Annotated in this window: 13 protein-coding genes; 1 reads left to right on the top strand and 12 read right to left on the bottom strand. The window is 66.4% G+C overall.

The genetic code is table 11. The annotated features are described in order from the left end of the window. The 12 genes from astA to hpnI form a co-directional block, all read right to left on the bottom strand. A complete protein-coding gene (astA, locus tag BSIN_RS24540; RefSeq protein WP_089342334.1) occupies positions 1 to 1,032 on the bottom strand; it encodes an arginine N-succinyltransferase in 1,032 nt (343 codons plus the stop codon). After that, a complete protein-coding gene (aruF, locus tag BSIN_RS24535) occupies positions 1,029 to 2,114 on the bottom strand; it encodes an arginine/ornithine succinyltransferase subunit alpha (protein WP_089342333.1) in 1,086 nt (361 codons plus the stop codon). Before aruF ends, astA begins: the two co-directional genes overlap by 4 nt. 54 nt (positions 2,115 to 2,168) lie before the next feature. Further along, positions 2,169 to 3,404, bottom strand: coding sequence for an aspartate aminotransferase family protein (locus BSIN_RS24530; protein WP_089342332.1), 1,236 nt, complete (start codon positions 3,402 to 3,404; stop codon positions 2,169 to 2,171). A 154-nt stretch (positions 3,405 to 3,558) separates the two neighbouring features. After that, the gene (locus tag BSIN_RS24525; protein ID WP_082712032.1) at positions 3,559 to 4,620 is read right to left on the bottom strand and encodes a GlxA family transcriptional regulator; all 1,062 of its coding nucleotides are present in this window, start codon (positions 4,618 to 4,620) and stop codon (positions 3,559 to 3,561) included. 30 nt (positions 4,621 to 4,650) lie between these two features. After that, entirely contained in the window at positions 4,651 to 5,448 is a 798-nt protein-coding gene (locus tag BSIN_RS24520; protein WP_059519264.1) for an ABC transporter ATP-binding protein, read from the bottom strand. A gap of 21 nt (positions 5,449 to 5,469) precedes the next feature. Beyond that, positions 5,470 to 6,183: an ABC transporter permease gene (locus tag BSIN_RS24515; RefSeq protein ID WP_059519262.1), complete on the bottom strand. Its 714-nt coding sequence runs from the start codon at positions 6,181 to 6,183 to the stop codon at positions 5,470 to 5,472. Next, positions 6,180 to 6,869 carry an ABC transporter permease gene (locus tag BSIN_RS24510; RefSeq protein ID WP_059519343.1) on the bottom strand — a complete coding sequence of 230 codons (690 nt, stop codon included), beginning with the start codon at positions 6,867 to 6,869 and terminating at the stop codon, positions 6,180 to 6,182. The genes BSIN_RS24515 and BSIN_RS24510 overlap by 4 nt, the downstream gene beginning before the upstream one ends. 346 nt (positions 6,870 to 7,215) lie before the next feature. Beyond that, positions 7,216 to 7,776 (bottom strand): outer membrane protein assembly factor BamE domain-containing protein, encoded by a 561-nt coding sequence (bamE, locus tag BSIN_RS24500; protein ID WP_089342330.1) that lies wholly within the window; start codon positions 7,774 to 7,776, stop codon positions 7,216 to 7,218. Between the two features lie 257 nt (positions 7,777 to 8,033). Further along, positions 8,034 to 9,080 (bottom strand): lysylphosphatidylglycerol synthase domain-containing protein, encoded by a 1,047-nt coding sequence (locus BSIN_RS24495; RefSeq protein ID WP_089342329.1) that lies wholly within the window; start codon positions 9,078 to 9,080, stop codon positions 8,034 to 8,036. Next, a complete protein-coding gene (hpnK, locus tag BSIN_RS24490; RefSeq protein WP_089342328.1) occupies positions 9,077 to 9,964 on the bottom strand; it encodes a hopanoid biosynthesis-associated protein HpnK in 888 nt (295 codons plus the stop codon). The genes BSIN_RS24495 and hpnK overlap by 4 nt, the downstream gene beginning before the upstream one ends. Before the next feature lie 3 nt (positions 9,965 to 9,967). Continuing rightward, complete coding sequence (hpnJ, locus tag BSIN_RS24485; RefSeq protein ID WP_089342327.1) at positions 9,968 to 11,389, bottom strand: hopanoid biosynthesis associated radical SAM protein HpnJ; 1,422 nt, start codon at positions 11,387 to 11,389, stop codon at positions 9,968 to 9,970. 188 nt (positions 11,390 to 11,577) lie between these two features. Further along, positions 11,578 to 12,753: a bacteriohopanetetrol glucosamine biosynthesis glycosyltransferase HpnI gene (gene hpnI, locus BSIN_RS24480; RefSeq protein WP_059519251.1), complete on the bottom strand. Its 1,176-nt coding sequence runs from the start codon at positions 12,751 to 12,753 to the stop codon at positions 11,578 to 11,580. 657 nt (positions 12,754 to 13,410) lie between these two features. Here hpnI and BSIN_RS24475 point away from each other — a divergent pair. Further along, positions 13,411 to 14,412, top strand: a complete 1,002-nt coding sequence (locus BSIN_RS24475) for an LLM class flavin-dependent oxidoreductase (protein WP_069234101.1) — start codon at positions 13,411 to 13,413, stop codon at positions 14,410 to 14,412. The last annotated feature ends 152 nt before the right edge of the window (positions 14,413 to 14,564 follow it).

The raw sequence follows: 14,564 nt of genomic DNA, 5'->3' as shown, positions 1-14,564 counted from the left end.
CTATCCCTGTTTCTGTTTGAGCGGCAGCACGCGCACGTGATCGCCGGCCTCGACGCGCAGCGCGGCGGCATCGTCCGCCGACAGCGTGAACGCGCCGTCCTCGACGAGCCCCGGCGCGACGCCAACGCGAAAATCCGTAAGCGACGTGTTCGACACCAGCGAGCGCGGCGCATCGCCGCCCGCGGCGGCGTTGCCGATCGCAACCGGCACGACGGCGCTCTCGCGCACCGTGCGCAGATCCGACACGTGGCATTCGAGCACGGGGCCGGCATCGAAGATGTCGACGTGATTCTGATAGCGCAGCCCTTCCGCTTCGAGCATCTTGCGCGCGGGCAGCGTATCGCGATGCGTGAGCCCGATCACGTCCTGCGCGTCCTGCGGCAGCAGATCGACGTAGACCGGAAAGCGCGGCATCAGCTCGGCGAGAAACGATTTGCGGCCGTGCGAACTCAGGTAATCCGCGGCGTTGAAATCGATCTGATAGAAATGCGAACCGACCGCGCGCCAGAACGGCGACGTGCCGTCATCGTCGAAATGGCCGCGCAGCTCCGCGCAGATGCGCTCCGGGAAGCGTTCGCGGAACTGCGCGATGAACATGAAACGCGAGCGCGACAGCAAGCCGCCGACGCCGCCCGTCCGGTAGCGCGGGCTCAAAAACAGCGAGCACACTTCCGCATAGCCCGTCAGATCGTGCGAGATGTTCAACAGCGACATCCGCGTCCACACGCCGAGATCCTGGCTCGCATGCACCACCGTGCTCACGCGATAGTTGTAGAACGGCTGCGTCAGGCCCACTTCGGTCTCGATGCCGCACACGCCGGCGATATCGCCCGTGCGCGTGTCCTCCATCACGAAGAAGTAGCCCGCATCGGCCCGGCTGGCTTGGCCGTCGAGCGTGCGGCGCGTGCGCTCGATGCGCGCGGCGAGCGCATCGCGGTCCGGCTTGAACGTGGTGAGGCCCGGCCCGGTTTCCTGCGCGAGCGCGACGAGCGCGTCGACGTCGCCCGTCTGTACGACTCGAACGACGATCATGCTGCATCTCCCTGTGAATGGGCCGGCAGGCTGCCGCGCGCATCGCGGCCACCCTCGGCGTCGCGCTGGTGCAGCGGTACGCAGCGCACCGTATCGCCATCGGCGACGTCGAGCGCCGCGCGCGCGTCGGCGGCAAGCGGCGCGTCGGCGCCGGTTGCGGGCAGATCCGCGAGCACGCAGCGAAACGCGTCGCCGCGGCCGCTCGACAGCAGGCACGCGATCTCGCCGTGCTCCCGCGCGGATTCGCGCACCATGCGCGCGACGTTGCGCGTCACGCACGCGGTACGGTCGACTTGCGCGGTCAGCACCGGGCCGGCATCGAAAATATCGACATAACGATCCGGCTCGAAGCCTTCTTCGAGATGAATGTCGTAGGCAAGCAGCGCATGCTCGTTCGGCTCGCCCAGCACGCGCTGCGCGGCCTCGGGCAACAGCGGCACGTACAGCGGATAGGTCGGCATCACTTCGGCGATGAACGTGCGGCTTCTGCCGCCCGACTCGATCTCGATCGCCGCGAAATCGCGGCCGAAAAACTTGCGGCCGACCGCTTCCCAGAACGGCGAAACGCCCGAGCCGTCGGTGACGCCGAGCAGCAGCGAGAATACTTCCGGCGTGAAGCGGCTGCGGTTCGCGGCGATATACATCATCCGCGCGCGCGACAGCAGATGCGCGGCCGCATCGCCGCGCAGCGACGGATCGACGTAGAAGCCCGCCAGGCGGCTCTTGCCGGTCAGTTCATGCGACATCGTGAGCGCATGGATCTTGCGATTCACATGCAGCTCGCGCGACGCATGGATCAGCGCATCGTTGCGAAACGCGTAGAACGGCTCCGAGTAGCCGGCCGCAGCGACGATGCTCGACGTGCCGAGCAGCTTGCCCGTCGCGCCGTCCTCGAGCACGAACAAATAGAACTCCTCGCCGGGAAAATCGACTTCCGCGCGAAACGAATCCTCGGAAAGCGCGACGCGCGCCTCGAGCGCCGCGCGGTCGTGCGGCAACGAATGCAGCACGGGTTGCGCGGTGCGCGCCATCTGCGCGAGCGCGTCGAGATCGGCGAGTCTGCCTGGGCGTACGAAGAGCATCGTCGTTCCTGTCTGCTGGTCTATCTACTGCGATATGCCGGGATACGGGCGGCTTCAGCGGGCGGCGCCGGCTTGCGCTGCGGCGAGCACCTGTTCGACCGCCTTTTCGAAGCGCGCCAGCCCCTCGTCGAGCACGTCGAGCTCGATCACGAGCGACGGTGCGAAACGCAGCACATCCGGCCCCGCGATCAACATGATGACGCCGTGCTCGGCCGCTGCCGACACGAAATCCTTCGCGCGGCCGCCGAACGCCGCGACGAGTTCCGCGCCGATCAGCAGCCCCTTGCCGCGAATGTCCTTAAAGAGATTGAAGCGCGCGTTGATCTTCGCGAGGGTGGCCGTCAGCCGCTCGCTGCGCTCGCGCACGCCGGCAAGCAGCGCCGGATCGCTGACGAGCTCGACGACCTTCTCGGCAATTGCCGACGCAAGCGGATTGCCGCCGTATGTCGTGCCGTGCACGCCAAGCTTGAAATGCGCGGCAAGCTCGGCCGTCGTCAGCATCGCGCCGATCGGAAAGCCGTTGCCGAGCGCCTTCGCGGTCGTCAGGATATCGGGCGTGACGCCCGTGTCCATGTAAGCGTAGAAGTGGCCCGTGCGGCCCACGCCCGTCTGCACTTCGTCGAAGATCAGCAGGGCGCCGTTGGCATCGCACGCTTCGCGCAGCGCCTTCAGGAACGCCGGATCGGCGGGGATCACGCCGCCTTCGCCCTGGATCGGCTCGACGATCACCGCGCAGGTTTGCGGGCCGATCGCGGCCTTGGCCGCGGCGATATCGTTGAACGGCAGATGCTTGATGCCGGCGGGCACCGGGCCGAAGCCGTCCGAATACTTCGGCTGGCCGCCGACGCTGACGGTGAAGAACGTGCGGCCGTGAAACGACTGGGCGAACGACACGATCTCGTATTTGTCCGCGCCGTGCCGCTCGAACGCGACGCGGCGCGCGAGCTTCAGCGCGGCCTCGTTCGCCTCCGCGCCGGAATTCGCGAAGAACGCGCGATCGGCGAAAGTCAGCGCTTCCAGACGCTTGGCCAGGCGCAGCACCGGCTCGTTCGTATAGCCGTTGCCGATGTGCCAGAGCTTGCGGCTCTGCTCGTCGAGCACCTTCAGCAGTTCCGGATGGCCGTGGCCGAGCGCGGTGACGGCGATGCCGCCCGCGAAATCGACGTAATCGCGCCCGGCCGTATCCCATACGCGCGAGCCTTCGCCGCGATCCGGCACGAACGGCGCGGGGGAGAACACCGGCACCATGACTTCGTCGAAAGTCTGGCGGGACACGGTCGGGGTTTTCATGAGCGTTCCTTCCAATTCGTCAGAGATAACAGGTTCAAGTTTAGGAAATCGTTCGCGCAGCGTCTTGCGTGATTGCGACGGGAAATTTTGCGGAGCATGGAAGCGGCTGAAGAGCGTCGACAACGGCCTGTCGCGTGAGCGGCTATTCGGCCCGTCACGGCACGCCCGGGCCGCCGCTTTTGCTCCTGCCCGTCCTTTCGACCAGCGCGCCTGCCTGCGGGGCCTCGAGCCCGCCTCCTTCGACCCAGGCCCGCCGGTCCTCCCGGGGCGTCACGCCGAACCGCTCGCGGTACGCGTTCGAAAAATGCGCGGCCGACGCGAACCCGCAAGCAAGGCTCACCTGCACCACCGACTTGCTGGTGCGCTGCAACTGCGTGCGCGCCTTGAGCAACCGCAAATTCAGGTAATACCGCGACGGCATCGCGCCCAGATACTGCTTGAACAGCCGCTCGAGCTGCCGCCTCGACACCCCGACGAGCCCGGCGATTTCGTCGGTCGTCAGCGGGTCCTCGATATTCGCCTCCATCAGCAGCAGCGCATCGTTCAATCGCGGATGCCGCTCGCCCGGCGCGGTCACGAACGGAATGCGCTGCCGCTCGTCACCGCTTCTGAGCGTGCCCGTGCCAAGCGCGTCGGCGATCCGTTCGGCGAGTTCGCGGCCATGATCGCGGCCGATCATCGTCAGCATGAAATCGACGCTCGCCTGCCCGCCCGCGCAGGTTGCGCGATCGCGGTCGATTTCGAAAATCTGCTGCGTGACGATCGAGCGCTCGAATTGCTCGGCGAACTGCTGATACGTCTCCCCATTCACGCTGACCCGGTAGCCGGACAACTGCCCGGCCATCGCGAGCCACCACACGCCATGATGGATGCCCGTCACGAGCGGCGTGCGCTGCCCGACCCGCGCGAGGCTCGCGAGAAAAAGCCGGTAGTCGGCAAACTGCTGAAACCGCTCGCTGACGACGATCAGCCAATCGCAGACGATCGCATCGTTGAACGCGGCATGCGCGTGCCATTGCGCGCCGCCCGCGAGCGGCACCGGCCGCCCGTCCCACGAACAAACCTGCCAGCGGTACAAAAGGCGTCCGTCGATCTCGTTGGCGAGATTCAGCGCATCGACGATCGGCCCGACGCCCGACATCGACACCGGCGGCAACGCGACGATCGCCACCTGTATCGTGCGAGCCGGACTCGCCGGCCGGTTCACGGACACCACGGCCTGCTGCCTCGCATGTCGGCCGGCCCGTTACTTGAGGCTGCCCGACAGGAACTGCTTCAAACGCCCGCTCTGCGGACGCGCGAGCACGTCGGCGGGGTTGCCCTCCTCCTCGGTGCGCCCCTGGTGCAGGAACATCACGTGATTCGACACGTTGCGCGCGAAGCCCATCTCGTGCGTGACCACGATCATCGTGCGCCCTTCCTCCGCGAGCTTCTGCATCACCTTCAGCACTTCGCCCACCAGCTCCGGGTCCAGCGCCGAGGTCGGCTCGTCGAACAGCATCACGTCCGGATGCATCGCCAGCGCGCGCGCGATCGCCACGCGCTGCTGCTGGCCGCCCGACAGATGCGACGGATACTGCTTCTCCACCCGCGGCGCGAGCCCGACCTTCTCCAGATATTCGCGCGCGCGCTCCTGCGCCTCTTTCTTCGGAATTCCAAGCACATGCACCGGCGCTTCCATCACATTCTCCAGCACGTTCATGTGCGCCCACAGATTGAAGTGCTGGAACACCATCGCGAGCTTCGTGCGGATTCGCTGAAGCTGCTTGTGATCGGCGACTTCGAGATTGCCCGCGCGATCGGTCTTGGTGCGCACTTGCTCGCCGTCGACGACGATCTGCCCCGCGTTCGGCCGCTCGAGAAAATTAATGCAGCGCAAAAACGTGCTCTTGCCCGAGCCGCTCGCGCCGATGATGCTGATCACATCCCCCGCCTTCGCATTCAGCGACACGCCCTTGAGCACTTCGTTGTCGCCGTAGCGCTTGTGGATGTCCCGCGCCTCGAGCTTGCAGGCGGCGGCGTTCGTGTTCGTGGTCTCTGCCAACTGGCTCTCCCGGAAATGAAATCAATGGCGGCCGGCCGCGAGATACGCGAGCCAGTGGCGCTCGGCCCGACGAAAGGCCGCGACGAGTGCGAAAGATACCGCAAGATAGATCAGCGCGGCGATTCCGAACGACTGAAACGCCATATACGTCGCCGAATTCGCGTCACGCGCGACTTTGAGGATGTCGGGCACGGTTGCCGTGAACGCGACGGTCGTCGCGTGCAGCATCAGGATCACCTCGTTGCTGTACAGCGGCAGCGCGCGGCGCAGCGACGAAGGCAGAATCACCCGGCGGTACATCGTGAACGCGCCCATCCCGTAGGCGCGCGCCGCTTCGACCTCGCCGTGCGGAATCGCACGGATCGCGCCGGCGAAAATTTCGGTCGTGTACGCGCAGGTGTTGAGCGCGAACGCCAGGATCGTGCAATTGAAGCCGCTGCGGAAAAACGCGTCGAGCATCGCGTGCTCGCGCACGAACGCGAGGCTGTACATCCCGGTATAGATGAGCAGCAGTTGCACGTACAGCGGCGTGCCGCGAAACACATACGTGTAGAACGACACGGGCGCCGACACCCAGCGGTTCTTCGACACGCGGGCCACCGCGAGCGGCACCGAGCATACGAAGCCGAGCGCGAGCGACGCGACGAGAAGCCAGAGCGTGACCGCGAGCCCCGACATGCGCTGACCATCCCAATAGAAGAACGCGCGCCCGAATTCCTGGAGGATCTCGATCATAGTTCAGCGTGCCTCACACCGATGGAATAGCGCTTCTCGAGCTGCCTGAGCACGAGGTTCGAGAACGTCGTGATCGCCAGATAGATCAGCGCCGCAACGACGATGAAGAAGAACATGTTGAACGTGCTCTTGCCCGCATCCTGGGCGGCTTTCACGATATCGGCCAGGCCGATGATCGACACCAGCGCCGTCGCCTTCACGAGCACCTGCCAGTTGTTGCCGATGCCGGGCAGCGCAAAGCGCATCATCTGCGGAAACAGAATGCGCGCGAACACGCGCATCCCGCTCATCCCATACGCACTGCCCGCCTCGAGCTGCCCGCGTGGCACCGACAGGAACGCGCCGCGAAACGTTTCGGTGAAGTAAGCGCCGTAGATGAAGCCGAGCACGAGCACGCCTGCCGCGAACGGATCGATGTCGATCTGCCGCCAGTTCATCAAGTCGGTCAGTTCGTTGAGCCAGATCTGAAGACTGTAGAACAGCAGCAGCATCAGCACGAGATCGGGCACCGAGCGGATCAGCGTCGTATAGCCGGTCGCGACGGCGCGCAGCGCCCGATTGCGCGAGAGCTTCGCGACCGCGCCGATCAGGCCGAGCGCGATCGCTGCAGCAAGCGAAAGCACCGACAGCTCGACCGTCTGCACGGTGCCGGCCCAGATGACCGGGCCAAAGCCGTATAGAAACACGCTTGAGTCTCCGTGATCGTGTTGGAAGAGGCGCACAAGCGGCTGCGCCGGTTTGACGCGGATAGTCGCAAGCGAAAAAAATCGGCTCAAATGCATCGGGCGTGCGATGCTGCACCGCAATATGCGCTTGGCGCGGACTCACTGCGCCCGTGCGGCGCGGGTCTGGCGGCATCGGCACGGGCGGCAAACGCGCTCGGGCGCGCGCCGCATGCCGCAATTTCGCAAGTTTCGGGTCGCTTTTTCGATAGAGCCGGAACGCGTGGCAGCCCTGCACGAATGCGCCGCGGCGCCGCGGCGTTGCGGCGCGCAACGGCGGGCCGGCCGCACACGTCCAAGCGCGCGGCGCTCAGCGCCCCTTCAGGATGTCGGAGCGCGACGTCGTATAGACGAGTCCATCGGGGCCGAAATGGACGTTGAAGAATGCGTCCTGATTGACGCCGTCCTCAAGCCAGCGCCAGCTCCAGACCGTCTCGGGCTTGAGCGGATAGCGCGCGATCTCGGTCGGCTTGCCGAGCAGGCGCCGCACCTCGTCCTCGGTCATGCCGGGCCGGATTTTCGCGAAATTCGCCGCTGTCAGCACCTGCGTCGCGGCGACGAAGCGGCCGTTCGCGTCGATGTCGACCATATAGGTCTCGTTGCCCATCGGGCCGCGCGGATATTCGAGCCGCTTCGAGCCGTCGGTGTAGACACGCTCGGTCTCCGGCTTGCCCATCTGGCTGCGAATCTCGGCCTCGGTCGTCACGCCCGGCGTGAGTCCCTTCAGAAACAGGGGCGCGGGCTTGACCGCGTTGAAAAAATCCTTGAGTCGCTGCACGTTCTGCTCGCTCTGGCGCTCGTCGCAACCGGCGAGCGCCAGCGCCGCGCCGAGCATCACGACAGGGAAAATACGGAATCGGAACATCGTCATCGGAGAAACCGCGCGGCCTGCGCATGGCATGGAACACGCGCAAAAGCATACCGTACCCCGGCCATCGCGCGCGAAAATCCGGAGCAAGCCCGAAGCATGCGCAATCAGGAAGAATCGGATGGGGCAATGGCAAGCCGTCATAGGCCAGCATGGCGCGCTTGCGATTCGCGTTCGAGCGTTGCACGCAAACCCGAATCCTGGGCCCGAGTTCCGCGACTTTACGCTTTGATTGGGTCGTGTGTCCCCAGCCCCGGCGCTCAGAGCATAGTCTCGGCCCGCTGCTCGCGCCGCGCGGCCGCCGCCGCGGTGCGCGCCGCGCGGCGCGCATGGCTGCGAATCCGGCGGCGCGTGCGCGACAACTCGACCAGTTGCCACGACCCGAGCGCGAGCGCGCCGAACACGAGCTCACGCACGCGCTTGACCAGCGCAAGCGAGAGCGCCGTCTCGCGATCGACGCCAAACATCTGCGCGAGCAGCACGACGGTCGCCTCCTGAACGCCGAGCCCGCCCGGCACCATGAACGCCGCATGGCGAACCGCCTGCGTCATTGCCTCGATCGCGACCGCCCCGCCGAGCGACACCGGATGACCAAGCAGCGCGAGCGCCCAATAAATTTCGAGCGCGCCCACCACATAGCCGGCGAGTTGCCAGAAGAATGCGCGAAACAGCAGGCCCGCGCGCGACATCAGCGCATCGATGTCGACGTCGAGACGCTTGCCGTCGACACCTTGCAGCAGGCGGTGCGAATCGCCGAGCAGCCGCCCCGCGAAACGCTCGATCGCATGAAAGACGCCGCCGCGGCGCATCAACACGAACGCCAGCACCGGCATCGGCAGCGACAGCACGAGCGCGACGCCGATCGTATGCGCGCCGACGCCGCGCTGCGTGCCGGCGAGCAGCATCACGAGACCGAGCGCGGCGAACGCATACTGCACGGCCACCGTCACAAGCACCTCGACGATCACCGAAGCCGTCACCCGGCTCGCATCGGGCACGCGCCAGCGCGCCAGCCGGATGCCGACGATCTCGCCGCCGACGCCGACAACCGGCAGCAACCGGTTCACTGCCTCGCGCACGGTCGCGATCCACCAGAGGAACGGCAGCGGCGCGCGCTTGTCGAGCAGCAGCCGCCACGCATGCGCATCGAGCAGCAGCGGCAAGCCGTGGAACGGCACCAGCCACAGCAGCGCAAAGCCCGCGCGGCCGATCACGTGCACGACGTCTGCCGCGCCGTCGTGCAGCAGCAGCGCGATCAGGATCGCGATCCCGAGCGGCCAGCCCAGCCATTTGAGCCAACGGATCATGGTGCCCGCGCTCCGGTTTCTGCGAGGCCGCCGCCCGCGCGCGCGCCGCGCGCCAGTCCGAACACGTCGGCAAAGCCGCCGCGCGCGACGCCCGCCGCCCGCAGCGCGGCCGACACGCGCGGCGACAGCAGCGCGGCAAGCTCGTCGGCCGGCCGGTATTCGCGCATCGACGGCGTGATCGGACCGTCGCCCGCCTCCGCCGGATGGCAATAAATCTCGCCGACGCCGGGCGGCAGCTTCGCGAGCGCGTCGAGCAGCACGGCCTCGTCCATCCCGCCCGTCTGCGCGATGCCGACCACGTAATCGTTGTGCGCGATCCCCGCGCGAACGAGCCGGGCGCGCACGAGCGCGATCCACGGCTTGAGCCAGAACGGCATCGACGGCTCGTAGGGCAACCGCATTGCGGCAAGCCCGAATTCGCGGCCGATGTCGATGATCATCGACAGCACGCTCGGGTGCAGATGGAAATGCTTGTGCGTGTTCACATGATCGAGCGTGAGCCCGGTGGCCGCGAACGCCTCGAACTGCGCGCGAATCTCGCGGCGCAACTGCGCGCGCACGTGCGGCAGGAAAAAGAACCGGCAGCCGTCCTTCGCCATCGCGTCACCGAACCGGCCGTCGGGGCCGACAAGCGCCGGAATCTCATGCGCGGGCAGCGTCGCGGGGCCGTCGGCAAGCACGATATGCAGGCCGACGGCGAGCGAAGGCAGCCGCTTCGCGCGCTCAACCGCATCGCGCGCGGCGGCGGCGCCCACCATCAAGCTCGCGGCCGCGAGCACGCCGTCGCGATGCGCACGCTCGACGGCCGCGTTGACCCGCTCATGCAGGCCGAAATCGTCCGCCGTGAAAATCAACGCGCGCGGCGCCGCTTCCTGCGCGCTCACGAATCACGCCTCGTGCGCACGCAGGAAGCGGAAAAACTCCACGCCTTCACGCAGCCGGCGCTTCATCATGTCCCAGCTCGTCAGCATCTCGCGAACGATTTCCCAAATCTTCGACGGGCGGAAATAGAACGCGCGATAGAAATGTTCGAGCTCGTGATAGATCTCTTCCTTCGGCAGGTGCGGATAGCCGATCGCAGCAAGCTGCACGCCTTCCTTGCTGACGAGGTTGATCGTCTTGTTCTCTTCCATCCAGCCGTTCTCGACCGCCTGGGCGTACAGGCGCGTGCCCGGATACGGCGCGGCGAGCGACACTTGGATCGTGTGCGGATTGATTTCCTTCGCGTATTCGATCGTCTTCTTGATCGTCTCCTTCGTCTCGCCCGGCAGGCCGAGGATGAAGGTGCCGTGGATCTTGATGCCGAGCTTCTTGCAGTCCTCGTTGAAACGGCGCGCGATATCGGTGCGCAGACCCTTCTTGATGTTCAGGAGAATCTGGTCGTCGCCCGACTCGTAGCCGACGAGCAGCAGGCGCAGGCCGTTCTCCTTCATGATCTTCAGCGTCGAATACGGCACGTTCGCCTTCGCGTTGCACGACCACGTGACGCCGAGCTTGCCGAGCCCGCGCGCGATTTCCTCGACGCGCGGCTTGAAGTCGGTGAACGTGTCGTCGTCGAACATGATCTCCTTGACTTCCGGCATGTTGTCGCGAATCCACTTCACCTCGGCCAGCACGCTTTCGACCGAGCGCACGCGATAGCGATGGCCGCCGACCGTCTGCGGCCACAGGCAGAACGTGCACTTCGAGCGGCAGCCGCGGCCCGTGTAGATCGACACGTATGGATAGTTCAGGTAGCCGATGAAGTAATTCTCGATCTTCAGGTCGCGCTTGTAGACGGGCGCGACGAACGGCAGTTCGTCCATGTTCTCGATCATCGGACGCGGGCCGTTGTGCTCGATCGAGCCGTCCTTCGCGCGGTAGCTCATGCCGAGAATCTCGGCGAACGGCAAGCCCGCCGCGATGTCGCGGCACGTATAGTCGAATTCCTCGCGGCAGACGAAATCGATCGCGTCGGTCGCCGTCAGCGAGTTGTGCGGATCGACCGCAACCTTCGCGCCGACCATGCCGATCAGGATCGACGGCTTCATCTTCTTCAGGTCTTCCGCGAACAACGCATCGGTCGGAAACGACGGCGTGCTCGTATGGATGATCACGAGATCGTAGTCGCTCGCGATTTTCAGCGTCGCGCCGACCGACAGGCCGTCCGCGGGCGCGTCGAGCACGCGGCTGCCCGGCACGAGCGCGGCCGGCTGCGCGAGCCAGGTCGGATACCAGAAGGAGCGGATCTCGCGCTTTGCCTGATAGCGGGAACCCGCGCCGCCGTCGAAGCCGTCATACGAAGGGGCCTGCAAGAACAGCGTTTTCATGAATGCTCCGGTAGCCTGCTGCATAGATGTCAATTCGTCTGAGTGCAATGTTCGAAAATCGCGGGCCGCCTGTTGCCGCCCGCGCATCCTTGGGTATTCGCTTGCGCCGCGCACTTGCGTTCGGCCGTCGCGTCGTGCGCTTGCGCTGGATCTGCTCGGTGTTTCGCCTGTTCGCTCCCGCCGCGCGCCTAGCGGCCATCTCCCGCCTCGACGACGGTCGCACGCGCGCCGCCGCCGACGACCTCCATCCGCTCGCCGCGCCACACCACCTGCGTGCCGAACACGGCGGCGAGCCACTCGAGCGCCAGCAGCGCATCGCGCACCGGCACCAGCGGCAAATCGCGCCAGAATGCGCGCACGCCGGCGCTGCCGCGCGCATGCAGCGCAAGCCGCGCGAACGTGCCGAGCGCCACCGCCGCGGCCGCCGCGACGCCCGCGGCCGAACCGTTGAGCCGCACCGCGAGCCACGCGCCCGTGGCGAGCCACGGCGCGGTAAACGTGATGAACAGGAATGCGAAGCCGGCCGGATTCAGCGAGCGGATCGTGCGCAGCCAGCGCGTTTCGCGCAGCCACAGCGGCACGACCTTCGCCTCGGTCACGTCGGTGGCGACGATCACCTCGGACAGCACCGTGCGCAGGCCGAACCGGCGCGGCAGCTCGGCGAGCCAGTAATCGTCCGCCAGTTCGTCCTTCAGCGCATGGAAACCGCCGATCTTGTCGAGCGTCGCGCGCGTGAGCGCGAGCGTGGCGCCGAACCCGAACCGGCTCGATCCGCCGAAATGCGTGATCCGTACCGACGGCGCGAACCACGCATCGACGAATTGCGCGCCGATCCGCGCCCAGAAGCCGCCGACGCTGCGCGCATGATACAGGCAAGTGACCACGCCGACCGACGGGTCCGCGAGCGGCGCGCTCACACGCGTCAGGTAATCCGGCTCGACCGCGATGTCGCTATCCGCGATCACGATGCGCCCGTAGCGTGCGCGCTCGGCAAGATTGACGAGATTGCTGACCTTCAGGTTCTTGCCGTACACGCGCGCGTCGATCACCAGCTCGATGTCGGTTTCCGGATAGGCGGCGATCAGGCGGCGCACCACGGCCACGGCAGGATCGGCCGCCGAGGCGACGCCGAACAGCAATTGATAGCGCGGATGACGCTGTTCGCAGAAGGTCGCGAGATTTTCGTATAGATGCGGCTCGAACCCGCACAACGGCTTGAGCACGCTGACAGGCTCGAAGCCGTCGCGCGCGGCCGTGCGCGGCACGCGCGGCGCGGGCGCGAACGCGGCGAACGCCGCGTAAGCGCAGGCCGCGCAAATCAGCGCGAGCAGCACCCATTCGACGAAAGAAACCGGCTCCGTCATGCCGCGCGCCTCCGAACGGGCGCACGCGGGGCAAAACGGGGCGGCGATGTTTCAGCAGGGACGATTCTGGGCACGATCCCAACTCCTCTTCTTGCACTTTCGACGGCACGCAACGCACCGGAACAGGCCGTGCGGCCAATATCCCGAGGCTCCCGTGCAGCTTTGCGGCGAAGCGCAGGGGGAATGGAACGGAATCCGTGAGCGCGATGGATACAGGCGGCGAATTTTAGCAGTGCCGAGCCCGCCGCGCTCGCGACTTGCGTGGAAAGACTGTTGCCCTACAAGAAAAATCGGTGCAGATGAGCGCTATTTCCATGCAATAGCCGTGCGTTCGCGTAAGCATTTTGCAGGACACTGGCGCTGCAAACGTAAGCATATTGCGTGTTTTTTAAGATAGCGCGAAATATTCGCATCGAATCGCCCGAAATTTCATGGCATTCCGTTCGATTACCGTGCATTGCAAGAACAATCTCCGGCGCCCGGTTGCGGCACATCGTCACGCCGTTCCACCCCTCATCGCGACAGGGGTATGTTCCCGCCGTCAGCGAAACGCGAATCGCTTTGGCACAATCTGCTGCGTTTGTTGCGCGCATGCATCATCTGCGGCGCTCATCGGCCCGTGCCCCATCCATTCACGCCATCCGCCCCGTTTTCGCCATGATTCCGTTTTCCGTACTCGATCTCGCGCCGATCCCCGCCGGCGCCGACGCCGCGCAGGCGTTGCGCCACAGTGCCGATCTCGCCCGGCATGCCGAACGCTGGGGCTATCGCCGCTACTGGCTGGCCGAACACCACAACATGCCCGGCATCGCGAGCGCGGCGACCGCGGTCGTGATCGGCCATGTCGCGGGCGCGACGCAGACGATCCGCGTCGGCTCCGGCGGCGTGATGCTGCCCAACCATGCGCCGCTCGTGATTGCCGAGCAGTTCGGCACGCTGGCCTCGCTCTACCCGGGGCGCATCGATCTCGGCCTCGGGCGCGCGCCCGGCACCGACCAGACCACCGCCCGCGCGCTCAGGCGCGAGCTGCTCACGAGCGCCGACGCATTTCCGGACGATGTCGTCGAGTTGCAGCGCTACTTCGCCGCGCCCGTGGCCGGCCAGCAGGTGCGCGCGGTGCCCGGCGCGGGCCTCGACGTGCCGATCTGGCTGCTCGGTTCGAGCCTCTTCAGCGCCCAGCTCGCCGCGATGCTCGGGCTGCCGTTCGCCTTCGCGTCGCACTTCGCCCCGGATTACCTGATGCGCGCGCTCGACGTCTATCGCACGCAGTTCCGGCCGTCCGCGGCGCTCGACAAGCCGTATGCGATGGTCGGCGTCAACGTGTTCGCCGCCGATACCGACGATCAGGCGCGGCGTCTGTTCACGTCGGTGCAGCAGCAGTTCCTGAATTTGCGGCGCGGCACGCCGCAGCAGTTGCCGCCGCCCGTCGAATCGATCGACGCGCTCGGCGCGACCGAGCTGGAACGCGCGAGCATCGAGCGCGCACTGTCGTTCGCGGCGGTCGGCTCGCCCGCCACGGTGCGCGAACGGCTCGGCCAACTGATTGCGCAGACAGGCGCGGATGAGCTGATTGTCGCCGCGCAGATCTACGATCATGGCGCGCGGCTTCGTTCGTATGAACTCACCGCGCAGGTGCGCGACGCGTTGAGCGCGGCCTGATCCGGCCGGCGCCGGGCGGGTACTCGCCGCGCGCCCGCCCGGCCACCCGATGGGCGAACGGACGAGCACGGGCGGCGGCGCGCGTTGCACCGAAAACCTGACCCCGGCGGCCCGGCCGCTTGCGCTTCGCTGCGCCCTTTCCGTCGCCCGTG

Origin of the sequence: Burkholderia singularis (genome assembly GCF_900176645.1) — a bacterium.
In the GTDB taxonomy this organism is placed as follows: Bacteria; Pseudomonadota; Gammaproteobacteria; order Burkholderiales; family Burkholderiaceae; genus Burkholderia; species Burkholderia singularis.
The sequence above is the reverse complement of the archived record's forward strand: the minus strand, read 5'-3'. Positions and strand labels throughout refer to the sequence as shown.

Bases quoted from the DNA above. Each gene is read 5' to 3' on its own strand.
- astA (WP_089342334.1), bottom strand. From the start codon at position 1,032: ATGATCGTCGTTCGAGTCGTACAGACGGGCGACGTCGACGCGCTCGTC.
- aruF (WP_089342333.1), bottom strand. From the start codon at position 2,114: ATGCTCTTCGTACGCCCAGGCAGACTCGCCGATCTCGACGCGCTCGCG.
- BSIN_RS24530 (WP_089342332.1), bottom strand. From the start codon at position 3,404: ATGAAAACCCCGACCGTGTCCCGCCAGACTTTCGACGAAGTCATGGTG.
- BSIN_RS24515 (WP_059519262.1), bottom strand. From the start codon at position 6,183: ATGATCGAGATCCTCCAGGAATTCGGGCGCGCGTTCTTCTATTGGGAT.
- bamE (WP_089342330.1), bottom strand. From the start codon at position 7,776: ATGACGATGTTCCGATTCCGTATTTTCCCTGTCGTGATGCTCGGCGCG.
- BSIN_RS24495 (WP_089342329.1), bottom strand. From the start codon at position 9,080: ATGATCCGTTGGCTCAAATGGCTGGGCTGGCCGCTCGGGATCGCGATC.
- hpnJ (WP_089342327.1), bottom strand. From the start codon at position 11,389: ATGAAAACGCTGTTCTTGCAGGCCCCTTCGTATGACGGCTTCGACGGC.
- hpnI (WP_059519251.1), bottom strand. From the start codon at position 12,753: ATGACGGAGCCGGTTTCTTTCGTCGAATGGGTGCTGCTCGCGCTGATT.
- BSIN_RS24475 (WP_069234101.1), top strand. From the start codon at position 13,411: ATGATTCCGTTTTCCGTACTCGATCTCGCGCCGATCCCCGCCGGCGCC.